This window comes from Jejubacter calystegiae (assembly GCF_005671395.1).
In the GTDB taxonomy this organism is placed as follows: domain Bacteria; phylum Pseudomonadota; class Gammaproteobacteria; order Enterobacterales; family Enterobacteriaceae; genus Jejubacter; species Jejubacter calystegiae.
Window position 1 is genome coordinate 2,305,912 of the sequence record NZ_CP040428.1, and the last position, 21,758, is coordinate 2,327,669.

Consider the following 21,758-nt stretch of genomic DNA (forward strand, 5'->3'; position numbering starts at 1 on the left):
AAGCATCTGGCGGTTATTATCTATTGACTGTAACTCCGGGTAGGAAATAGTCATTGTCTGTCCCAAAAAAATTCCTGTGCAAAAAAAGCAAGAAAACGACTGGCATAAATGCGCAGAGGAGAGAGACACATCGAGCTGTCTATCTATCCATCTGATTTATGGCAGGAAAGCTAAGCGTGATACGTCTTCCTATCATGCCGGAAAACGGCCATCGCATATTGTTCTGCAGGTGGCGTAAGCGTTTGGGGTTTGTTCTGATATATCAGTAGGCCGTGGTTGGAAAAAACAGAGAATAGTCTTAATTCAGATTGTTTGACGCCATTATCAGAGTGAACGCATTTACCTTTATGTTGATAACAAGGCGGTAAACAAAGTATCACGCTGACCCGATGCCGACATTCTGCGATCAAAAACGTCGGACCAGGATACTGAAGCGGGAAAATTATTCACCGGGATTTATACGGGCGCTCCAGCCGTAAATCAGAAGCGGCTGGAAAAAGGGCCGTTTTGCTGAAACCGGCATCTGTGGTAAGTCGGGCTGCCTGCTCCGGTGTTGGCAGTAACAGATGCCCGATGAGCCGGGCTTTGACTTCGGCGATGGTGCGTTTCTGCTGGCTGACCAACGCCTGCATGGCGGTCCTGACCGCCAGTCGGTTATCAAAATCAACAGTCTGGGCATCGGCGGTCATTCCGGCACAGACCCGCTGACCATTGGGGTTCAGTCGTACGGCGCTCTGCGAGTGAACGTCTGAATTTTTGCTGAAGGGAACCCCGCTTTTGGATTGCATGATTAATTTCGGGCAGTAAAAGAAAGTGGCTTTTTATCCCCCTGTCACTGCGCCTTTAATCCATTAGCACCTCTTTAGTGTTACCTGAACGTGCGTATTCGCCCCCTGAGTGGCGAAAAAAATTAACATTCCCGCCCCATTGATAGCACGAAAAAGGAATAATTTTGAAAATAAAAATCTACAATAGATTTACATTTCTTTGACTTGTAACATACCCGGTAAACAGGCGTCGGTATTCTGCCCGCCTGAGTTTGTTTCACACGATTTGGAGTTCCCGATGAGCGCAACAAGGCCATCTTCTCTTTTTTGGCTGCGACTTGCAGCAATAGCGAGTCTGATACTCGGCCTGGCTTCGGCCTTCGGCGGTATCTGGCTGCTGAGCCTGGGCGGCTCGGCTTACTTTTTAATTGCTGGCTTGATGGTTATTGCCACCGGCGTGCTGCTACTGAAAGGTAAGCGTAGCGCCCTGTGGCTGTATGCATTAATGCTGTTTGGCAGCACCCTGTGGGCGCTGTATGAAGTGCGTCTGGACTGGTGGCAGTTGCTGCCGCGTCTGGATATCTGGTTTGCTCTGGGTCTGCTGATTGCACTGCCTGTGGTGAGCCGTCATTTGGGGGCTGCCGACCAGCGCGGCGCTGGCGTGAAGACCCTGTGGGGATCGCTTGCTATTGCGCTGGCGGTTGGCGTTGCCAGCCTGTTCGTTGATCCTTACAGCATCAACGGCAACCTGGAACGTCAGGCCGCTCTGGCCGAAAACGCGGCACCGGCACAGCCTGACGGTGACTGGCAGCAGTGGGGCGGCGACCATTTTGGTCAGCGTTACTCCCCGCTGAAGCAGATTACTGCGGATAACGTTAGCAACCTGGAAGTGGCCTGGACTTATCGTACAGGCGATATGCCGACCGATATCGATCCGGCTGAGATTACCGACGAGAACACTCCACTGAAAGTGGGCAACATGCTTTATCTGTGCACTCCGCACAGCAAAGTTATCGCGGTGAATGCCACCACCGGTAAAGAGATCTGGAAGTTCGACCCGAAAATTAAGGGCGACAACGGTAGCTTTAAAGGCTGGGAGCACATGACCTGCCGCGGCGTCTCTTACTACAACCTGAACGATAACGCCGCCACCACGCAGAATGCCGACGCGCAGCCGAAGATGTGCCAGCGTCGCCTGTATCTGCCGACCGCTGATGGTCGTCTGATCGCGCTGAACGCCGACGACGGTAAAGTATGCCGCGATTTCGGTAATCAGGGTGAAGTGAACCTGCTGACTGCGAACCTGGGCGGCACTAACCCGCCGGGCGGTTACTACTCCACCTCTCCGGCCACTGTTGTTGACGGCCTGGTAATTATTGGTGGTCACGTCAGCGATAACGTTTCAGTTAACGAACCTTCTGGCGTAGTGCGTGCATTTGATGCCCGCGATGGCCATCTGGTCTGGAACTGGGATGCCGGTAACCCAACGGAAACCCGTCCGCTGCCGGAAGGCCAGCACTACACGCCGAACTCTCCTAACATGTGGTCGGTGATGAGTGTGGATCCCAAACTGGGTCTGATCTACCTGCCGCTGGGCAACCAGATGCCTGACCAGTGGGGCGGTAAGCGTTCTCCTGAGACTGAAAAATACAGTGCAGGCGTTGTTGCTCTGAATGTGAAGACCGGTCAGCCGGTGTGGAACTATCAGTTCACCCACCATGACCTGTGGGATATGGACGTGGGCGGCCAGCCGACCCTGACCGATATCAAAACTAAAGACGGTGTGAAACCGGCGCTGGTAGCTTCGACCAAGCAGGGCAGTATTTATGTCCTCGACCGTCGTAACGGCTCTCCGATCGTGCCGATTACCGAAGTACCGCGCCCGGCCAGTAATGTGGAAGGGGAGACGGCATCGCCGACTCAGCCGCTTTCGGCACTGAACTTTACGCCGGATCCGCTGAAAGAATCCTCGATGTGGGGGACCAACCCCTTCGATATGCTGTACTGCCGCATTAAGTTTAAGTCTCTGCGCTATGAAGGCACCTTTACGCCGCCGTCGACTCAGGGCTCCATCGTTTACCCGGGTAACTTCGGGGTATTTGACTGGGGTGGCGTTTCCGTCGATCCCGAGCGTCAGATTGCCTTTGTTAACCCGAGCTACATGGCTTTCTATGACACCCTGATTCCGGCCTCTGAAATCAACGCGGAAGACAAAGCGGAAAGCGAAACCTCAGGCGTTCACAAGAACACCGGCGCGCCTTATGGCGTAACCATGTCGCCGCTGCTGACTCCGTGGGGCATTCCCTGCCAGTCTCCGCCGTGGGGCTATGTGGCGGCTGTAGATCTGACTACCCATAAGGTTATCTGGAAGCATAAGAACGGTACCGTTCGCGACTCCGCGCCGCTGCCGATTCCGATGCCGCTGGGCGTGCCTTCTCTGGGCGGTCCGATTGTTACCGCCGGGGGCGTTGGTTTCCTGAGCGGAACCCTGGACTACTATATCCGCGCTTACGATATGCGTAACGGTAAAGAGCTGTGGAAAGCCCGTCTGCCGGCAGGCGGTCAGGCAACGCCGATGAGCTATAAAGGTGAAGATGGTCGTCAGTACATCGTGGTTGCCGCGGGCGGCCATGGTTCACTGGGCACTAAGCTGGGTGACTATGTCGTAGCCTATGCGCTGCCTGAGAAAAAATAAGATCTGACGATGCCGTAAGGCATTAACTAAAGGCCAGAATGGGTAACATCCAGGCTTTAGTCAGGTGAAGAAGGCTTTGGCCGGACGGCGTTTCACCCACGCTTAACGGCCAATAAAAAAACCGACGGCAACGTCGGTTTTTTTTATGTCCGAAACTTATACCCTTTAAGGCTGGTTGCGGGCGGCTTTGACCTTCTGTTCAATACGGTCGCCGATATTCTTATCGATATTGCGCCAGTATTCGAAGGCGCGCGACAGCACCGGCTCTTCCACGCCGTTCAACAGATGGCCGCTGACGTTGTTGACCAGGCGTTCGCGGGCGGCATCGTCCATGACCTTGTTAACCAGAATATTGGCCTGACCGAAGTCATCGTCATCCTTACGCAGCGTATAGGCCTGACGCACCATCTGTCCCTGGGATTCCCATACCGCAACTTCCGGATAGCGCTGGCCGTCTGCCGCCGGGCCCCCCTTCGAATTCGGCGCATAGACCGGGTCGGAAACCGGATTCATGCGCATGGGGCCATCTTTGCTGTAGCTGTTGACCGGCGCTTTCGGGGTGTTGACCGGAATCTGCTTATAGTTGACTCCCAGGCGGTGACGGTGCGCGTCGGCATAGGAGAAAACGCGACCCAGTAGCATCTTATCGGGACTCAGACCGATGCCCGGTACCAGGTTGTTAGGCTCAAAGGCCGCCTGCTCAATCTGGGAGTGGTTATCGGTGGGGTTTTTGTCCAGCACCAGTTTGCCGACCTTAATCAGCGGGTAATCGCCGTGGGGCCAGACTTTGGTCAGATCGAACGGGTTATAGCGGTAGGTTTCCGCCTCCTGGAACGGCATAATCTGCATATACAGCGTCCAGCTCGGGAAGTCGCCTTTCTTGATAGCGTCGTACAGATCCCGGGTATGGTAATCGCCATCCTGACCGGCCAGCAGATCGGCGTTATCCTGGGTCAGGAACTCCACCCCCTGATCGGTTTTGAAGTGGTATTTCACCCAGAACTTCTCGCCGCTGGCGTTCACCCACATATAGGTATGGCTGGAGTAGCCGTTCATATGGCGCCAGCTTTTCGGAATACCGCGATCTCCCATCAGCCAGGTGACCTGGTGGGCTGATTCCGGCGACAGGGTCCAGAAATCCCACTGCATATCGTGGTCGCGCAGGTTATTGTCGGCGCGGCGTTTTTGGGAGCGTATAAAGTGCTGAAACTTCATGGGATCGCGGATAAAGAACACCGGAGTGTTATTTCCGACCATGTCGTAATTGCCTTCGCTGGTGTAAAACTTAATGGCAAAACCGCGCGGATCGCGCCAGGTGTCCGGGCTACCGCGCTCGCCGGCAACGGTTGAGAAACGAATAACCAGGTCTGTTTTGGTACCTGGCTGGAACAGAGCCGCTTTGGTATAACGGCTAACGTCTTCGGTCACTTCAAAGTAGCCAAATGCGCCACTACCTTTAGCGTGGGGCTGGCGCTCCGGAATGCGTTCCCGGTTAAAGTTGGCCATCTGTTCAATCAGATAGTGATCGTGCAACAGCAGGGGGCCATCCGGGCCGACGGACAGCGAATGCTCGTCACTGGCGACGGGAATGCCAGCATCGGTCGTCGTGGGTTTGCGGTTATCATTGCTCATTGCATTCTTCTCCGACTTTTTTCTGATATGTGCAGGAAATAAGCGTAGCGTATAAATTCCTTATTGGTTGTGTGGCATGGGATAAATGGGCGAATCGATCAATCGCCTTATCGACAGGGGGGCAGGTTGCGACGAAGCGGATGGATCAAATGGGGCAGGCGCCTGCTGTTGCTCTGTCTGGGGCTGCTGGTGGGAGCCATTATCGGGCGCATCTACGATACCGAGCGTGGGCCTGCGCTACAGCCCTGGCACAGGCTGGTACCGCAGGAGATGACGGCCGATGATATTGACCGGGCCGACTGGCAGGAGTATGTGGCGACGGAAGAGCGGCTGTTCCGGGAGGTCAGTCGTCAGGTAAGCAAAAAGCTCACGGCGGAGAGCCGCACGATGCTCAATCGCTATTATCCGGGCAGTCTGGTCTGGCCGGAGCGTTTTTCCCACGACTGGAATCGTTCCTGGATAATGAAGCCGGAAGGGAAGGTGCGCGGTGCCGTAGTGCTGCTGCACGGCATGACGGACTCCCCCTACAGTCTGCGCCATATCGGGGAGCGCTATCAGGAACTAGGCTATGTGGCGGTAGGGATCCGACTTCCGGCCCACGGTACCGTGCCGGGGGCGTTAACCGATGTGAAGTGGCAGACGTGGATGGCTGCGGCGCGTCTTGCGGTACGTGAAGCCACGGCACAGAGCGGCCCCGGTCTGCCGCTGCATATCGTGGGCTATTCCAACGGTGGGGCGCTGGCCATGAAATATGCGCTGGATGCACTGCAGGACAAACGGCTGCGCATGCCTCAGCAGATCGTGCTGATTTCACCGATGATTGGCATTACCCGCTTTGCCCGCTTTTCCGGGCTGGCGGGCTGGCCCGCTATTTTCCCGGCCTTCGCCAAAACCGCCTGGCTCGATATCCTGCCGGAATATAACCCCTTCAAATACAACTCGTTTCCGGTTAACGGCGCCCGTCAGTCCTGGAATCTGACCCAGGCGCTACAGCAGGAACTGCAGCAGGCGGTGCACGACAACCGCTTGGCGGGGTTACCGCCGGTGCTGACCTTCCAGTCCGTGGTTGATTCCACAGTGCGTAGCCGCGCGGTGGTAAACGATCTCTACCGTTATTTACCGGCCAACGGCAGCGAGCTGGTATTCTTCGATCTCAATCAGTCGGCGCTGTTTCGCCCGTTACTGAACGAAGCCTCGGCTTCAGCGCTTTCCCGGCTGCTGCCTGCGGCGCCGCGCCGTTACGCCACCGCTATAGTAACCGGCGCCCGTGAAGGGGAGCGCCATGCAGGGCTGATTGAAGTGGCAGCCGGGAGTCGCCGTGAACAGCACTCGACGCTGGACGCCGTCTGGCCGTCCGACAGTTTTTCGCTGTCGCATATCGCTTTGCCATTTCCGGTTACGGATTCGCTCTACGGTAGCCATCCCGCGCCTGCCGATGAATATGGTATCAGTCTGGGAACCGTCAGCCTGCGCGGTGAAACCCAGGTGTTGATTGTTGATATGGGCGCGCTGATGCGGATTACCTCAAACCCGTTCTTTCCCTGGATGATGGAAAGAATCGAACGCCGCATTGCGCAGGGGCCGGATGGATAACATTGTCTTTCACCCAGGCGATTCGCTACTATCAAAGCTGTTCTGAGAACCGTGGCAATGGAACCGGAAATGGATATAAAGAAAAACCGTTTCGATACGGATATGGATGCAGACCATGAGCATCGCTTCCACCGTGAAGAGTATCCCTTCTTCTGGATTGTGAATGTTCACGCCCGCTATAGCCAGTTGCTGGAGATTGAGCTGAAAAAGGTGGGGCTGGATGTTTCGCGCTTTCGGGTGTTGACCCTGGCCTGGAAGTATCGCACCGCCACGGTCAGCCAACTGGCGGAGTATGCCGTGATAAAAATGCCAACGGTGACCAAAATTCTGGCGCGCCTGCGTCAGGATGGCCTGGTCATAACTCGCGCCAGCGAGGCGGATGGCCGGGTGACCGAAGTTCTGCCGACGCCGGAAGGCATTGCCAGAGCAGAGCAGGCCAATGAACTGGCCAGCAGGATTTTTAATCGTTCGTTTAAGGGGATACGCCCGGCACAGGTGAATAAAATGAACCAGGCGCTGGCGCTGATCCTGTCCAATCTCAGTGAATAACGTCACGCTCCCTCCCTTCCGGGTAACGCGATTCTTACCGATTTTATGCAAGAAAATCGCGATTTCTTATCCCTGAAATATTTATAAATACCGCTTTATTTGTCTGGTTTATATTTTTCAATGCATTGATTTATATGATTATTGTTGGCTATTATCGTGCAATTGTGACTTGCGCGGCATATTGAATTTATATGATACAAATCACTTGAATTTTCAATTAATGTGCTCAAAAATGAATCTGACTAAAAAGTGACGGCTATGACCGCACAAACAGGACAGACAATATGAGCAAACTCAATCGCATACCCTGTACACCACAGGGCTACATCGCTACCTGCGCTATCGGCGACGGCAGCCTCACCTTTGCGGTGAAGGATACGCTGGACGTCGCTGGCTACCCTACCCGGGCAGGCAGCCTGGCGCTGGAAAATGCGCCGCCCGCAGCTCGTCACGCCCGGGTTATTGCCCAACTGCTGGCAGCCGGTTGTCGGCTAACCGGCAAGACCACGCTGCATGAGCTGGCCTTTGGCGTTACCGGCATTAACCCCGGCGCGGGAACGCCTGTCAATTCCCTCTATCCCCACCTGATTCCAGGGGGCTCCTCCAGCGGCTCCGCCACTGTGGTCGCCAGCGGCAGCGTCGACTTCGCTATTGGCACCGATACCGGCGGCTCTGTGCGTATGCCTGCGGCCTGCTGCGGCGTGGTGGGGCTGAAGCCGGGCTTTGGCCGTGTCTCCCGCGCAGGCGTACTGCCCGCCGCCAGTTCGCTCGATTGCGTCGGTTTCTTTACCCGCGATCTTGCCACGTCTGGCGAAGTGCTGGCTCGTCTGGGACTGGATGATGCCGCGCCGCAAAATCCGGCGTTGACCCCAGCTTTTCTTAGCGGCCTGGCGCTACCGGAGATCGATTCTCTGCTGCTTAAACGGCTGGGAGACGACGTGGAAACGGCGGTGCTACCGGGACTGGAGGCGGCGCACGAAGCCGGACTGTATCTGATCGGCCATGAAAACTGGCAGGCGTTTTCCGGACTGTGCGATCACCCGGCGCTGTTGCCGGATGTGCGTCAGCGCATTGCCCGGGGTGCGGAAATAACGCCGCAAATGCTGGCACAGGCTGAAGCGGTGCGTGCGGATTTTAGCCGCGAGGTCGATACGCTACTGGAACGTCATGGCTTGCTGCTATTGCCTGCTCTGCCTGCGCTACCGCCGACTCTTGAAGAAGCCCGGGATCCGCTGGCCGCAGTGACGCTAACCCGGCTGTTGCGACCGTTCAACCTGAGCGGCCATCCGGCGCTGACTATTCCGGCGGGCGAGATCGACGGGCGCCCGGTAGCGCTGCAAATTGTTGCGGCTAAAGGTCAGGAAGCGGCGCTGGTACGCGCAGCCGGGCGGTGGTTCCACCACCGTTAATCACCGCTTTTCGTTAATCGATTGATTCGGGCAATAAGCCTGAAGGGGGATCCTATGCCCGAAATAGTTCCACAGCAGCTTCTGGACAGGCTGGCACGCCTTGAAGCGGAGCAGGCCGTACGCCGGACCATCAGTGAATATATGCACCTGTGCGATGCGCTGGACAGCCCGCAGACCGTAGCCTGTATCGCCGCACTGTTCAGCGAAGACGCGCTCTGGGAAGGCGTGGGGGATCCCTACGCCGAACGGCTGGGGCGCCACCAGGGGCGGGAGGCTATCGCCGCCATGATGGCCGGATACGTACGCCAGCCTGCGCACTTCACCACCAATGTTCACTTCCTCTGTTCAGAGCAGATCCTGGTTGACCAGGATGCACGCCGCGCCCAGGGACGCTGGAAGATGCTGCAAACCTCCACCTTTCATAGTGGCGCATCGCACCTGAACTGCGCCGAATTACTGATTCACTTTCGCCGTTGCGCGGACGATGAGTGGCGTATCTGCCACTTCACGACCCGCAATCTGTTTAGCCGACCGGTGGATTACTGGCATGCCGATCGGGCATTTCCCGTACCGCACTGTCCGCCGCCGTCCCTGTCAGGAGAAAACGATGGAAACGATACCCGTAAAGAATATTGAACCCGGCCTGAGTCACGAAGCGATCGCCGGGCTGGTGCGACCCGATCGGGTGCATACCTCGCTTTATACCTCTCCGACGCTGTTTGAACTGGAGATGCAACGCATCTTTTCCCGTACCTGGGTGTGGGTGGCCCATGAAAGCGAAGTTCCGGATCCCGGCAGTTTTAAGTCTTCATTCGTGGGAACTCAACCGGTGATTGTGGTGCGCGATCGCAAGCGCAATATCAACGTGCTGCTTAACCGCTGCCGTCACCGCGCCGCGACGGTCTGCGAACACCGTCACGGCAAGACCAACAACTTTGTCTGCCCCTATCACGGTTGGGGCTACGGGCTGGACGGCAGCCTGCGCGGCGTGCCGCATCCCGAAAGCTACGGTGACACACTGGATAAAGCTGAACTGGGTATGGTGCGACTGCGCACCGAAAGCTATGGCGGCATGATCTTCGCGACTTTTCAGGAGGATATTGTGCCGTTAAGCGAATTCCTGGGACCGGCGAAGAAGTGGATCGATCTGTTTATGAAGCAGGGGGCGGGTTATCCCATTCAGGCCACGGAAGCGCACCGTTTCCGCTTTCCCGGGAACTGGAAGATCCAACTGGAAAACACCACCGACGGCTATCACTTCCCCATCGTTCATAAGTCGTTCCTGAGCTCGGTGGATAAACAAACCGAAGAGATGCTCAATTTTGTAGACGGTAGTGGCTATGTCGAAGATCTCGGCAATGGTCACAGCGTGATGGTGATGATTCCGGATCTGGTGGATCTGGAAGAGAACCTGGAGGCCGATATTCCGGAACGCTTCCTGGAGCTGGCTCAGGCGCTGCGCGACGAAGGTTATGAAGAGATGCAGGTGCGGCGTATTGTTCGCGCCGTGGGCGGTAGCGGCTTTAACCTCAATCTGTTTCCTAATGCGGCCTGTTCGATGGCCTTCTTTCGGATACTCCAGCCCATCTCGGTACAGGAGACCGAAATCCACCATGTGGCTATCGAGATGAAAGGGGGACCGACCATCGCCAACCAGGCCCGACTGCGGCTGCATGAACACTTCCAGGGACCCATGGGTTTTGGCACTCCGGATGATGCCGAAGCCTGGGAACGGGTGCAGCGCGGCGGTGGAGCCGGTGAGGATCTGTGGATCATGCTCAACCGCGGCCTGCCCGGCGAACGCCCTGGCGCCGATGGCCCGCGCAGCGATGTCAGCGCCGAAACCGGCATGCGTGCCGCCTATCAACAGTGGAAAACTTACATGACCGAAGGAGGACAGGGCGTATGAGCTCGCAGCGTATTAACGAGGTGGTGAACTTCCTGAATCTGGAAGCCGACATGCTGGATCAGGGCGAGTTCGATAACTGGCTGACGCTCTGGCATCCCGATGGGCGCTACATCGTGCCGATCGACCCCCACACCGATGATTTCGAAAACACCCTGAACTTCGCCTTTGATGATGACGCTATGCGTTGCAGGCGGGTACAGCGTCTCTACAGCGGCGAGTCGATCTCCACCACGCCCAGGGCGCGCACCATCCGAATGCTGGCGCGCCATCGAATTCTGGTGGATACCCCATCGCGGCTGGAAGTGCGCTGCGCTCAGTCGCTCTGGGAGTACCGCAAGGGAAAGTCCCAACACTACGTGGCCGATCTCCACTATCGACTGTTGCCGCAGGCGACGGGATTTCTGATCGAAAGCAAAGTTGTGCGGATGCTGAACAGCGACGGCTACCTCAGCAGCATTGGCTACATCCTGTAAGGCGTGGAGGCAACCATGAGTGATGCGGTACTGGTAACCGGCGCGGCCGCGGGGCTGGGGCAGACGATTGCCGGACATCTACTGACCCAGGGATTCCGGGTGGTATTCGCCGACCTGAACGGCGAACAGGCTCAGGCGGCGCTGGAAGCGGCGGGTGGGCATCGGGATAACGCGCTGGCGCTGGCGCTGGATATCCGCGATCCCGAACGCTTTCAGCAGGCCATCGACCAGGCTCATCGTCATTTCGGTGCGCTGCACGGGCTGGTCAATAACGCCGCCCTGACCCTGACGACGCCTGTGATGGAGATTTCAGTCGATGAGTTCGATCAGGTGATGACCACCAATCTGCGCGGCACCTTTGTCGGCTGCCAGACAGCCGGTCGCTACTTCAGCGAGCAGGGCTACGGGCGAATCATCAATCTGGCTTCGCTGGCGGGCCAGAACGGCGGGACCGCCTCCGGGGCGCACTACGCCGCCTCCAAAGGGGGCATTCTGACGCTGACCCGGGTGTTCGCCCGAGCGCTGGGCGGTGCAGGTGTCACGGTCAACGCCATTGCGCCAGGCCCGATGGATCTGCCGTCGGTCCATGCGGCGGTGCCGCCAGAACGGATGACGGATCTGCTGGCGATGATTCCGGTGGGGCAGTTGGGAGAGCCGGGGTTTGTCGCCAGGGCGGTGGCGCTGCTGGCGTCGCGCGACGCCAGCTTTGTGACGGGCGCGACCTGGGACATCAACGGCGGCATCTATATGCGCTAACGGAGGATTTATGACGGATCTCATCACAGTACGGGTAACGGCACGGGAAGAACAGGGGGACGGTGTTGTGCTACTGACCCTGGCTTCAATGACCGGCGTTGAACTGCCTTCCTTTAGCGCCGGAGCACACCTCGATCTGCATCTGACTGACGGGCTGGTGCGCCAGTATTCGCTGTGCGGCGATCCGCAGGATCGTCAGTATTACCGGTTGGGGATCCTGCATTCGCCGGTATCGCGCGGCGGATCGACGGCGGCCTGTGCACTGAAACCCGGCGATAAGGTTCAGGTGAGCGCGCCGCGTAATCTGTTCCCGCTGGTAGAAGAAGGTGAAAACGCGCTGCTGGTGGGGGGCGGGATCGGTATTACGCCGCTACTGGCGATGGCTCACGCGTTGCACCTGGCCGATCGTCCGTTTGCGCTGCACTACTGCGGCCGCAGTCGCCAGAGCATGGCGTTTCTGGCGGAGCTGGCGGCGGTGCCCTGGGCTGGACGGGTGGTGTTGCATATCAGCGATGAGGGCAGTCGGCTCGATCCAAAGGCGTTATTCGACGGTGCGCCCGATGACAGACATCTCTACGCCTGCGGCCCGGAAGGGCTGATGCAGGCGCTGACCGATGCCGCTGAACGCGCGGGGCTGGCGGCGGATTGCCTCCACCAGGAAAGCTTTACTCCTGCGGCTCCCTGCGGCGGCGAGGCGTTTGAGGTATCGATACCGGCGCTGGATGTCACCGTTCAGGTGGGGGAATCCCAGAGCATCGTACAGGCGCTGGCGCAGGCTGGCGTGCGGGTCAAGGTCTCTTGCGAACAGGGTATTTGCGGCACCTGTCTGGCTAACGTGCTGGAAGGAACGCCGGACCATCGCGACCAGTATCTGACGGAAGAAGAAAAGGCGGACAACGACCAGGTCATTCTCTGCTGCTCGCGGGCCCGCAGCGCCAGGTTAGTTATCGAAGTCTTCGAAGTGGAATAGACGCTCGGGTGCGAGGAGCGCGCCATTTCAGTTGCTGTTTTCCAATTTTTGCGGGCAGGCGCCCGCGTCACGAATAAAGGGGCAGAACGATATGAAGACGCAAAATTTACCGCCGGGCGCTAATGCTGGCCCCGGTCAGATGCGCAGGCTGGTGATCAGTTCACTGTTGGGTAACTCGCTGGAATGGTATGACTTTTTCCTTTACGGCACGGCGGCGGCGCTGGTGTTTGGCGATCTGTTTTTTCCCGGTCAGGGGAGCGGCCTGGAAGGTGCAATGCTGGCGTTTTCCGGCTTTGCGGTGGGCTTTCTGGCCCGACCGTTGGGCGGCGTTATCTTTGGCCATATGGGGGACCGGTATGGTCGTAAACGGGCGCTGGTGATTACCCTGGCATTAATGGGGGGCAGTACCTTTATTATCGGATTGCTGCCGGGGTATCAGAGCATCGGGATACTGGCGCCGGTGGCCTTGATCTCGCTGCGTTTTTTACAGGGGATGGCGTCTGGCGGCGAGTGGGGCGGCGGGGTGCTGATGCTGAGTGAAAACGCGGACCCGGCGCGTAAAGGTTTCTATACCGCCTGGAGCCAGATGGGGGTTGCTGGCGGCTTCGTACTCTCTTCACTGGCCTACTGGCTGGCCCAAAAACTCCCGGAAGCGGTCTTTATGGACTGGGGATGGCGTCTGCCGTTTCTGGCCAGCGCGGTGCTGTTTCTGGTGGCGATGTACATCCGTAAGAATATCGAAGAGAGCAGCGCCTTCCTGGAAGAGCGCGACAGGATGCCACAGCATCAGGAGCAGCAGACACCCTTGAGCCAGGTGTGCCGGGAACACTGGCGGGAGCTGTTGCAGGCCATTGCGCTGCGGCTGCCGGAAAACGGAGCCGTCTATTTGTTTTTCACCTTTTCCATTGTCTACTGCAAGCACGTGGGGATTTCGACCGAACATATCATTGCCTGCATCACCCTGGCGATGATTGTGGAATTCTTCTCGATTCTGTTCTGGGGGGCGCTGGCCGATCGCATCGGTTTCCGGCGAGTTTATCTGACAGGCGTTCTGGGGGTGCTCCTGGTGGCCTTCCCTTTCTTCTGGCTTATCGAAAGCGCCAGCTTCGGCAATGTGCTGCTGGCGATGATGCTGGGGCTGCCGGTGTGTCATGGCGCGATGACGGGTTCACAGCCGCCGATGATGGCGGAACTGTTTCCGGCACGGGTGCGCTACACCGGACTATCGCTGGGCCATGAAATTGGCTCGATCCTGGCGGGCGGTATTGGGCCGATGCTGGCGGTGGCGCTACTTATGGTTTTCGATTCCGCCTGGCCGGTATCCCTGATGTTGGTGGCCTGGTCGCTCTGTGCGCTGGTGGCGCTATGGACGCTGGGGCGAGGTGGCGCACGCCGCGTGGCCGTGGCCTGAGGCTGATTATTTCACGAGGAAACGGCTATGAAACCACTGTTATCGCAGATATCCCCTGAATCCCTGCTGGCGGATATTCGCCGCCGTTCCGGGGAAGGCGAGTTCGACAGGTTACGTCATATCCCGCAGGAAATCGTAGAAGGATTTCGCCAGATGGGAATCTACCGCGCTCTGGTGCCGCGCCGCCTGGGGGGCGATGAGTGCAGCGCCGCCGAATTTTGTCGGCGTATCGAACAGATATCCCAGGCCGATGGCTCCGCAGGCTGGGTGGCCAGTTTTGGCATGGGCATTGTCTATCTGGCGGCGCTACCGCTGGAGACGCTCAGAACGCTTTACCGTTCCGGGCCGGATCTGATTTTTGCGGGTGGCATTTTCCCGCCTCAGCCTGCGCCAGTGGTGGAAGGAGGCATGCGGGTGAGCGGTCGCTGGAAGTTTTCCAGCGGCTGTCTGGGGGCGGATATTGTTGGCGTGGGGATAACGCCGGTGGAAGGCGACAGCCGCGGCCTGCCGCGGATGGCGGTAATGGCGCGCGAACGGGCGCGGATTGAAGAGACCTGGGACAGCGTTGGGCTGACTGGCACCGGTAGTCACGATCTGGTGGTGGACGATGTGGTGGTGCCAGAGGAGTGGACTTTTGTACGCGGCAGTGCCGCGAATCTCGATGAGCCAATCTTCCGCTATCCCTCGCTGGCCTTTGCCACTCAGGTACTGTCGGTGGTGGGGCTGGGGGTTGCCAGGCGGGTTCTGGATGATATTCGCGCCCAGGCGGAGCAGTCGCGATCGGTCACCGGTGCACCGCCGCTCGGCCAGCGTCCCGCGGCGCTGATGGAAATTGCCCGGGCGGAAGCGCAGCTACGCGCTGCCCGCGCCTTTTTCTATGACGCTATTGACGAAGCCTGGAGCACGCTACTGAGCGGCGATGAAGTGTCGCTCGCTCAGGGCAATATGCTGCGTCTTTCCTCTACTCATGCAGTGAGAGTTGCCGCCGATGTTTGCCGCCGAATCCAGCTCCTTTCCGGTATGGGCGGCATTATGCGCAACAGCCCGCTGGCGCGCTGTGTAAACGACGCCCAGGCCATTACGCAACATGCCTTTATGGGCGAACACACCTGGCAGAGCGCGGGAGCGCTGCTGTGCGGCCAGACGCCGCTACCGGGTTATCTGTAATCTGAATACGGGGAAAACCACCGATGAGTGATAAAAAACCTTTACGGGTGCTGTTCTGCATCGCCATTAATCAGAACTTTTTCGATGCGCCCGCAGCGGAAGCGAAAGCGGTATGGGCGGCATTTGGTGAAATGTGGCGCGGTATTGAAGCGCTGCCGGGCGTGCGGGTGCTGGGCAATATGGACGACGATCAGGCGATGGTCGGCGCATCGAACGGCTGGCCCTGGACCACCTATCTGCTGGCGGACGTGCCGGATCTGGAAAGGGTACACGCCGCCTGCAATCTGTTTCGCACCACGCCCGTGGGCGACGGCACGCATCGGCTGTGGCGCTACTGCCGGGTAGAAGCGCGTACCGGTCGGGAACTGATTATTCAGGCATAGGGTGACGAAATGAATAATGCAATCGACAAAGAGGCCTTTCGGGACGGAATGGCGATGCTGGGCGGCGCCGTTGCCATTATTACCAGCGCTGGCGCATCAGGAAGAGTAGGGATGACGGCCTCCGCCGTCTGTAGCGTCACCGATGCTCCGCCGACCCTGCTGGTCTGTATTAATCGCAACGCCTGGACCCACGGGCAGTTTGTGGATAACGGCGTGCTGTGCGTTAACGTGCTGGGCGCCGATCAGGCCGCGCTTTCCGGGCGTTTCGCCAACCGGGAAATAACCATGCCGCAGCGCTTTCTTTCCCACGGCTGGAGCGAACTGGCGACCGGTGCGCCAGCGTTGGACGGTGCGCTGGTGAATTTCGACTGCCGTATCGTGACCAGCCACGACGTGGGGAGCCATACGGTGTTTTACGGTGAAGTGCTGGCGATTCGCCATGGAGAAAAGCGCGGTGGACTGGTCTGGTTTAACCGCGACTATCATCAACTGGCGCCGGTTATCCCGCTACAACCATAACCACCGTGACCAGCGCCAGCAGCAGCGGATAGATACGGGCATGCACGGCGTCGGGCAGACGGCCGATAAAATGCGATGTCAGACTAATGCCCACCCATGCGCCAGCGGCCAGCAGAAGTGCGGCCCGCAGGTTGATGGCGCCAATAAACCCCGGGCCGCCGGTGCCGGGCAGGCGGTGTGCCATTCCCAGCCAGACCAGGGTGCCAATGGCCACCACGGGCAGTGATAGCGGGTTGGCCATGGCGCCAGCGCGCCTGCCAGCGCAGCCGGTCGTGATATTATGACTATTGCGCTGTATTTAGGATATGAAAGCCCCGCAGTTTTTTCGGTGATGTTTCGCCGTTGTATAGGAATGGCACTTTCTTTTTTCTGAATTATGAAAAAAAGAAAATTGATATTTAATAATTAGTGGATGTATCAATTGCCAGTGGAGTATTATTGACAGGATTCAGCGCTGAATTTAAATTGAAGCGACAATACTCCTCCCTTTATGTGGTCAGGCGGCGTAATGGGTTTTTAGGAATGAACTCGCTGTTATCTGATGTTTTTGCGGGTTTTTATACATGCTATTGAAACGCCTGGGTTTTGTTGTTTTGGTTTTTTTATCAGAAATTTCCACCGACGAATTAGGAATATTCAGTGGTTCGCCATGCGTGGGAAAGGAAACTCCGAAAGGAATAATAAAAATGATGCGTGTGGGAATAAGATTTCTTAGCGTAATAGCGTTTTCTATATTACTTAGCGGCTGCATGCTCTCATCTGCACCCCATCTTCCCACCGGTGGTAAAAAGCAGGTTGCGGTTGCCGATGCCGATTTTGATATTAATGCTATGGCAGAGATATACCCGATAACGCCTTCGGTAATTGCTTCGCTGCGTCAGCCGGAAACGGTGGCACGTAGCTCTCCGCAGCTGGATGAGGAGATCCGTGATTATGAATACCGAATTGGTGTGGGTGATGTTCTGATGGTGACGGTCTGGGATCATCCTGAACTGACGACGCCAGCGGGAACCTACCGCAGCGCCAGTGATACAGGAAACTGGGTCAATGCAGATGGTTCGATTTTTTACCCTTATATCGGCAAGGTGCAGGTGGCAGGGAAGACCATCAACCAGGTGCGCGATGAAATAATGCGGCGCCTGGCGCGCTATATCGAATCGCCTCAGGTGGACGTAAGCGTGGCGGCGTTTCGCTCCCAGAAAGTGTATGTCACAGGGGAGGTGGAGAAGTCCGGCAAGCAGCCGATTACTAACGTGCCGCTAACTCTGATGGACGCTATTAATCAGGCAGGTGGCCTGACGGCAACGGCGGACTGGCGTAACGTGATTTTAACCCGGGACGGTAAAGCGCTGCGCCTTTCATTGCAGGCGCTGATGCAGAAGGGCGATCTTACCCAGAACCGACTCCTGAGGGCCGGTGATATTCTGTACGTGCCGCGCAATGACAACCTGAAAGTATTTGTTATGGGCGAAGTTAACAAACAGAGCACGCTGGTCATGGATCGCAGTGGGATGACGCTGACGGAAGCGCTGGGAAGAGCGGAAGGGGTATCGTTGACTGATGCAAACGCCTCAGGAATCTTCGTGATTCGCTCTCATCATGCATCCGCCGCGCAGCAGAAGGACGGCGCTCCGGCGAATAAACTCGTCGATATCTATCAGCTCGATCTGTCCGATGCCACGGCGCTGGTGCTGGGTGCCAGCTTTTTCCTTGAACCCTATGATGTGGTGTATGTCACTACGGCGCCGATTTCCCGTTGGAATCGTGTGATCAATCAGCTGCTGCCTACGGTGGTCGGCATCAATAGTCTGACCGAAAGCGCGCACTGGGCCAGAACATGGGGGGAATAACTCTGCGCCATATTCTGGTGGTGTGCACCGGTAATATCTGTCGCTCCCCTGCGGCGGCCGGATTACTGGCCGCCCAGTTGGAAGGAAACGTGGCATCCGCGGGGATTCACGCCCTTAGCGGACACCGCGCAGATGCCCGGGCTATGCGCCTGGCTGAACGGCGCGGCGTCTCGCTCTACGGGCATCAGGCCCGGCAGTTAACCCGACAGATGTGTCGCCATAGCGATCTTATCCTGGCTATGGAAAGAGGCCATATTGGCTATATCGCCAATATGGCGCCGGAGGCGCTCGGTAAGACATTACTGCTGGGGCACTGGCTGGATAGCCCGGAAATCGCCGATCCCTGGCAGGAAAGCGATGCCCGTTTTGAACAGATTTTTAGCCATATTGAGCGCGCCGTTGGTCGGTGGGTTTCGGTACTCAATGCGTCATATCAACATCAGGGGCAGAGGTAAAAAAGCATCGTGGAAGAGATACGCGGGCAGGGTGTTAAAAGCGAAGAGGTGGATCTCATCCAGATTCTCTTTTCATTGCTGGATCATAAAGGAACGATCCTTGGGATCATGTTGGCCACCTTCCTGGTCGGTATGCTATGGGTCGTAGCGCAGGTGCCGGTGTGGCAGGCTGACGCGATGGTTCAGGTGGATAAAACCAGCAGCGTTAACCTGCTGGCGAGTTTCTCAGAGCTGATGCCCGATAGCGGGCCTCAGTCCAGTACTGAAGCGGAGATCATTCGTTCGCGTATGGTATTGGGTAAAACGGTGGCGGAGATGGGGCTGGATACGAGCGTGACGCCAAATACCTTTCCGCTGGTGGGCACCGTTGCCTCACGCCTGTTTCAGAGGCCGCCGGAGCGGCTGACGCTGACCTGGAAAGCCCCCGCTAATTTGCTGGAAGCGCGGGTTGCGACGCTGGAAGTGCTTGATGGCGAACGCTATCGTCTGACACCCCTGGAAGGCGCGCCTCTGGAAGGCGTGCGTGGAAAGCCGCTGCATTTTTCCGATATGCAGCTGACGGTTGACGCGATCGATGCGCCTGCTGGCGCAACCTTCACCCTGCAGAAACTGCCGCAGCAGACGGCGATTGAGCGAATTCTTCAGGATTTTAGCGTACAGGAGCAGGGCAAGGGTACAGGCGTATTGAAGTTGACTTATCGGGGGACCGACCCGGTTTATATCCGAAAGATTTTGAATAATCTGGTACATAACTATCAGAATCAGCATATCGCCTGGCGTTCAGAGGAGGTGGGGAGAAGCCTGCAATTTGTGGATGAACAGTTGCCAAAGGTTCAGGAAAAACTGAACCAGGCGGAAGAGAATCTGAATCACTTCCGTAGCCAGAATGATTCAGTGGATCTCTCTCTGGAAGCGAAAAGCATGCTGGACAGTATGGTTACTGTTGAAGCCGGGTTAAACGAACTGGCGTTTAAAGAGGCGGAGCTGTCCAAGCTATATACCCATGAACACCCGGCCTATCGGGCGCTGGTCGAGAAACGGCGGACGTTAATGGAAGAGCGCCGTAAGCTGAATCAGAAAGTCTCATCGATGCCGGGCACCCAGCAGGAAGTGCTGCGCCTGACCCGGGATATGGAGTCGGCACAGCTTATCTATACCCAGTTGCTCCATAAACAGCAGGAGCTGCGCATCAGTAAAGCCGGTATCGTGGGTTATGTGCGGATTATCGATCTGGCTGCGACGGAAAGCCGCCCGGTAGCGCCCAGAAAAGCGCTGATTTTAGCGCTGTTTCTGATTCTGGGGGGAGTGCTGGGCTGCGGCGTGGCGTTACTCAAAAGCGCGTTTCGTCGTGGAGTGCGTAGCGTGCGCGAGCTGGAGTCGATGGATCTGCTGGTCTACGCCAGTATTCCCTGGTGCGAAAAACTGGCCAGGCCCTTTAGTTTTCTGAGATGGAACCGGTACTTGCCCGCCGTCGCCGGGCCGCTGGTGCTAAGCCAGCCAAATGACCTGGCGGTGGAGTCTTTCCGGGGGCTGCGGACCAGCCTGCACTTCGCGCTGATGGAAGCGCGCAATAATGTCCTGATGGTGGTGGGACCGACGCCAGGGCTGGGAAAAACCTTTGTGAGCACCAATCTGGCCACGCTGTTTGCCCAAGGGGGAATGCGTGTTCTGCTGATCGATTGTGACCTGCGGCGCGGTGATGTGCATCAGATACTGGGATGCGGTAACGTGCCCGGTCTTGGGGAAGTATTACGGGGTGAGATGTCGATAAATCAGACTGTTGTGCAGAGTCTGATACCGGGGCTTTTCGTGTTGCCCAGCGGCAAAGGCGAAAGCGACGTGCAGGAATGGCTGATGAGCGAACGTCTTTCGACACTGCTGGCGGAAGCATCGGCGCAGTACGATCTGGTGATTCTGGATACGCCACCGATACTGGCCGTTTACGATGCGCTGATTATTGGTCGCCATGTAGGCAGTACGCTAATGGTGGCCAGATTTGAGACCACAACCCGGGAGGAGCTGGAAACCAGTCTGCGGCGCCTCAGGCAGAATAATATCGCGGTGAATGGCGCTATTCTGAACGCCACGCGGCGGCGCAGGGGCGAATTCTACGAGTATGGTTTGTACCATCACTACGCGTACGATAGCGACAGCAAGCCGTGACTGTTTCCCCCATGCCCGCCTGGGCATGGGGGAAAGCCTACAGTACCTTCTGTTCGGCCAGATCGAGGGCGAAGTAGCTCATGATCAGGTCGGCGCCGGCGCGCTTAATAGCGCCCAGGCTTTCCAGTACCACGTTACGTTCGTCGATGGCGCCCGCCTGAGCGGCGAATTTAATCATCGCATATTCGCCACTCACCTGATAAGCCGCCAGCGGCAGGTCGGTGCGCTCGCGGATATCACGCAAAATATCCAGGTAAGGGCCCGCCGGTTTCACCATCAGACAGTCTGCGCCCTGGGCTTCATCCAGCAGCGACTCGCGAATCGCCTCGCGGCGGTTCATCGGATTCATCTGATAGGTCTTACGATCGCCTTTCAGCGCTGAGCCAGCGGCTTCGCGGAACGGACCGTAGAACGATGAGGCGAACTTGGTGGAATAAGACATGATCGCCGTGTCGGTGAAACCTTCGGCATCCAGCGCGGCGCGGATCGCCTGCACCTGCCCATCCATGGCCGCCGAAGGAGCAATGAAATCGGCACCGGCCCGGGCGGCGGTGACCGCCTGACGGCCCAGGTTTGCCAGGGTCGTGTCGTTATCTACGCCGCGATCGCACAGCACGCCGCAGTGGCCGTGGGTAGTGTATTCGCAGAAGCAGGTATCGGACATCACGATCATTTCCGGGGCCGCGTCTTTGGCAATGCGTGACATGCGCGCCACCAGACCGTTTTCATTCCAGGTATCGCTACCGGTTTCGTCAGTATGGTGAGAGATACCGAAGGTCATGATGGAGCGAATGCCCGCTTTGGCAAAGCGTTCAACTTCAAACGCCAGGCGTTTTTCCGGAATACGTACCACGCCCGGCATCGCTTCGATGGGGGTGTAGTCATCGGCGCCTTCTTCGACGAAGATTGGCAGCACCAGGTCGTTCAGGGAAAGGGTTGTCTCTTCGAACAGCGCACGCATCGCCGGGGTCTGACGCAGGCGACGCGGACGATTGATTAATGAAAAACTGGACATAGCACCAACTCTGTTCTGGGTGAATTTATCTGGACATTGGTT

At 57.5% G+C, this 21,758-nt stretch carries 20 protein-coding genes; 16 read left to right on the top strand and 4 right to left on the bottom strand.

Going from position 1 to position 21,758, the window contains the following annotated elements; all coding sequences use genetic code 11:
* Positions 1–446: 446 nt before the first annotated feature.
* On the bottom strand, positions 447–788 hold the full coding sequence (locus FEM41_RS10640) for a hypothetical protein (protein WP_138095950.1): 342 nt from the start codon (positions 786–788) through the stop codon (positions 447–449).
* Between the two features lie 277 nt (positions 789–1,065).
* Between FEM41_RS10640 and FEM41_RS10645 the strand changes: the two genes are divergently transcribed.
* A complete protein-coding gene (locus tag FEM41_RS10645; RefSeq protein ID WP_138095951.1) occupies positions 1,066–3,462 on the top strand; it encodes a glucose/quinate/shikimate family membrane-bound PQQ-dependent dehydrogenase in 2,397 nt (798 codons plus the stop codon).
* A 165-nt stretch (positions 3,463–3,627) separates the two neighbouring features.
* Here the strand turns inward: FEM41_RS10645 and FEM41_RS10650 are convergent, their stop codons facing one another.
* On the bottom strand, positions 3,628–5,094 hold the full coding sequence (locus tag FEM41_RS10650) for a catalase (protein ID WP_138095952.1): 1,467 nt from the start codon (positions 5,092–5,094) through the stop codon (positions 3,628–3,630).
* A gap of 126 nt (positions 5,095–5,220) precedes the next feature.
* On the opposite strand from FEM41_RS10650, the gene FEM41_RS10655 reads away from it, so the two are divergent.
* The 12 genes from FEM41_RS10655 to FEM41_RS10710 all read left to right on the top strand — a co-directional run bounded on the left by FEM41_RS10655 (position 5,221) and on the right by FEM41_RS10710 (position 16,233).
* Positions 5,221–6,687, top strand: coding sequence for an alpha/beta hydrolase (locus FEM41_RS10655; RefSeq protein WP_138095953.1), 1,467 nt, complete (start codon positions 5,221–5,223; stop codon positions 6,685–6,687).
* A gap of 69 nt (positions 6,688–6,756) precedes the next feature.
* Complete coding sequence (locus FEM41_RS10660) at positions 6,757–7,236, top strand: MarR family winged helix-turn-helix transcriptional regulator (protein WP_138095954.1); 480 nt, start codon at positions 6,757–6,759, stop codon at positions 7,234–7,236.
* A 284-nt stretch (positions 7,237–7,520) separates the two neighbouring features.
* Entirely contained in the window at positions 7,521–8,645 is a 1,125-nt protein-coding gene (locus FEM41_RS10665; protein ID WP_138095955.1) for an amidase, read from the top strand.
* Positions 8,646–8,699: 54 nt separating this feature from the next.
* Positions 8,700–9,281 (top strand): nuclear transport factor 2 family protein, encoded by a 582-nt coding sequence (locus tag FEM41_RS10670; protein WP_138095956.1) that lies wholly within the window; start codon positions 8,700–8,702, stop codon positions 9,279–9,281.
* Entirely contained in the window at positions 9,253–10,554 is a 1,302-nt protein-coding gene (locus FEM41_RS10675; RefSeq protein ID WP_138095957.1) for an aromatic ring-hydroxylating oxygenase subunit alpha, read from the top strand. The genes FEM41_RS10670 and FEM41_RS10675 overlap by 29 nt, the downstream gene beginning before the upstream one ends.
* Positions 10,551–11,027: an aromatic-ring-hydroxylating dioxygenase subunit beta gene (locus tag FEM41_RS10680; protein ID WP_138095958.1), complete on the top strand. Its 477-nt coding sequence runs from the start codon at positions 10,551–10,553 to the stop codon at positions 11,025–11,027. Before FEM41_RS10675 ends, FEM41_RS10680 begins: the two co-directional genes overlap by 4 nt.
* Before the next feature lie 15 nt (positions 11,028–11,042).
* Positions 11,043–11,783 (top strand): SDR family NAD(P)-dependent oxidoreductase, encoded by a 741-nt coding sequence (locus FEM41_RS10685; protein WP_138095959.1) that lies wholly within the window; start codon positions 11,043–11,045, stop codon positions 11,781–11,783.
* Positions 11,784–11,793: 10 nt separating this feature from the next.
* The gene (locus FEM41_RS10690) at positions 11,794–12,753 is read left to right on the top strand and encodes a PDR/VanB family oxidoreductase (RefSeq protein WP_138095960.1); all 960 of its coding nucleotides are present in this window, start codon (positions 11,794–11,796) and stop codon (positions 12,751–12,753) included.
* A 91-nt stretch (positions 12,754–12,844) separates the two neighbouring features.
* A complete protein-coding gene (locus FEM41_RS10695; RefSeq protein ID WP_241666590.1) occupies positions 12,845–14,164 on the top strand; it encodes an MFS transporter in 1,320 nt (439 codons plus the stop codon).
* A 27-nt stretch (positions 14,165–14,191) separates the two neighbouring features.
* Positions 14,192–15,331: an acyl-CoA dehydrogenase family protein gene (locus FEM41_RS10700; protein WP_138095961.1), complete on the top strand. Its 1,140-nt coding sequence runs from the start codon at positions 14,192–14,194 to the stop codon at positions 15,329–15,331.
* 23 nt (positions 15,332–15,354) lie between these two features.
* Entirely contained in the window at positions 15,355–15,714 is a 360-nt protein-coding gene (locus tag FEM41_RS10705) for an IacB protein (protein WP_138095962.1), read from the top strand.
* Between the two features lie 9 nt (positions 15,715–15,723).
* Positions 15,724–16,233, top strand: a complete 510-nt coding sequence (locus tag FEM41_RS10710; RefSeq protein WP_196240481.1) for a flavin reductase — start codon at positions 15,724–15,726, stop codon at positions 16,231–16,233.
* On the opposite strand, the gene FEM41_RS10715 is transcribed toward FEM41_RS10710, so the two are convergent.
* Positions 16,214–16,474 carry a hypothetical protein gene (locus tag FEM41_RS10715; protein WP_138095963.1) on the bottom strand — a complete coding sequence of 87 codons (261 nt, stop codon included), beginning with the start codon at positions 16,472–16,474 and terminating at the stop codon, positions 16,214–16,216. The two genes, FEM41_RS10710 and FEM41_RS10715, sit on opposite strands and share 20 nt — an antisense overlap.
* 445 nt (positions 16,475–16,919) lie before the next feature.
* Between FEM41_RS10715 and FEM41_RS10720 the strand changes: the two genes are divergently transcribed.
* The 3 genes from FEM41_RS10720 to FEM41_RS10730 are packed head-to-tail and all read left to right on the top strand — an operon-like array spanning position 16,920 to position 20,701.
* Positions 16,920–18,083, top strand: coding sequence for a polysaccharide export protein (locus FEM41_RS10720; protein ID WP_138095964.1), 1,164 nt, complete (start codon positions 16,920–16,922; stop codon positions 18,081–18,083).
* Positions 18,071–18,538 (top strand): low molecular weight protein-tyrosine-phosphatase, encoded by a 468-nt coding sequence (locus FEM41_RS10725; protein WP_138095965.1) that lies wholly within the window; start codon positions 18,071–18,073, stop codon positions 18,536–18,538. Before FEM41_RS10720 ends, FEM41_RS10725 begins: the two co-directional genes overlap by 13 nt.
* Positions 18,539–18,547: 9 nt before the next feature.
* Positions 18,548–20,701 (top strand): polysaccharide biosynthesis tyrosine autokinase, encoded by a 2,154-nt coding sequence (locus FEM41_RS10730; RefSeq protein WP_241666592.1) that lies wholly within the window; start codon positions 18,548–18,550, stop codon positions 20,699–20,701.
* A 37-nt stretch (positions 20,702–20,738) separates the two neighbouring features.
* Here FEM41_RS10730 and hemB read toward each other — a convergent pair whose 3' ends face one another.
* Positions 20,739–21,716, bottom strand: coding sequence for a porphobilinogen synthase (hemB, locus tag FEM41_RS10735; protein WP_138095966.1), 978 nt, complete (start codon positions 21,714–21,716; stop codon positions 20,739–20,741).
* Positions 21,717–21,758: the final 42 nt, after the last annotated feature.

Bases quoted from the DNA above. Each gene is read 5' to 3' on its own strand.
- FEM41_RS10640 (WP_138095950.1), bottom strand. From the start codon at position 788: ATGCAATCCAAAAGCGGGGTTCCCTTCAGCAAAAATTCAGACGTTCAC.
- FEM41_RS10645 (WP_138095951.1), top strand. From the start codon at position 1,066: ATGAGCGCAACAAGGCCATCTTCTCTTTTTTGGCTGCGACTTGCAGCA.
- FEM41_RS10650 (WP_138095952.1), bottom strand. From the start codon at position 5,094: ATGAGCAATGATAACCGCAAACCCACGACGACCGATGCTGGCATTCCC.
- FEM41_RS10660 (WP_138095954.1), top strand. From the start codon at position 6,757: ATGGATATAAAGAAAAACCGTTTCGATACGGATATGGATGCAGACCAT.
- FEM41_RS10665 (WP_138095955.1), top strand. From the start codon at position 7,521: ATGAGCAAACTCAATCGCATACCCTGTACACCACAGGGCTACATCGCT.
- FEM41_RS10670 (WP_138095956.1), top strand. From the start codon at position 8,700: ATGCCCGAAATAGTTCCACAGCAGCTTCTGGACAGGCTGGCACGCCTT.
- FEM41_RS10675 (WP_138095957.1), top strand. From the start codon at position 9,253: ATGGAAACGATACCCGTAAAGAATATTGAACCCGGCCTGAGTCACGAA.
- FEM41_RS10680 (WP_138095958.1), top strand. From the start codon at position 10,551: ATGAGCTCGCAGCGTATTAACGAGGTGGTGAACTTCCTGAATCTGGAA.
- FEM41_RS10685 (WP_138095959.1), top strand. From the start codon at position 11,043: ATGAGTGATGCGGTACTGGTAACCGGCGCGGCCGCGGGGCTGGGGCAG.
- FEM41_RS10690 (WP_138095960.1), top strand. From the start codon at position 11,794: ATGACGGATCTCATCACAGTACGGGTAACGGCACGGGAAGAACAGGGG.
- FEM41_RS10695 (WP_241666590.1), top strand. From the start codon at position 12,845: ATGAAGACGCAAAATTTACCGCCGGGCGCTAATGCTGGCCCCGGTCAG.
- FEM41_RS10700 (WP_138095961.1), top strand. From the start codon at position 14,192: ATGAAACCACTGTTATCGCAGATATCCCCTGAATCCCTGCTGGCGGAT.
- FEM41_RS10705 (WP_138095962.1), top strand. From the start codon at position 15,355: ATGAGTGATAAAAAACCTTTACGGGTGCTGTTCTGCATCGCCATTAAT.
- FEM41_RS10710 (WP_196240481.1), top strand. From the start codon at position 15,724: ATGAATAATGCAATCGACAAAGAGGCCTTTCGGGACGGAATGGCGATG.
- FEM41_RS10715 (WP_138095963.1), bottom strand. From the start codon at position 16,474: ATGGCCAACCCGCTATCACTGCCCGTGGTGGCCATTGGCACCCTGGTC.
- FEM41_RS10720 (WP_138095964.1), top strand. From the start codon at position 16,920: ATGATGCGTGTGGGAATAAGATTTCTTAGCGTAATAGCGTTTTCTATA.
- FEM41_RS10725 (WP_138095965.1), top strand. From the start codon at position 18,071: ATGGGGGGAATAACTCTGCGCCATATTCTGGTGGTGTGCACCGGTAAT.
- hemB (WP_138095966.1), bottom strand. From the start codon at position 21,716: ATGTCCAGTTTTTCATTAATCAATCGTCCGCGTCGCCTGCGTCAGACC.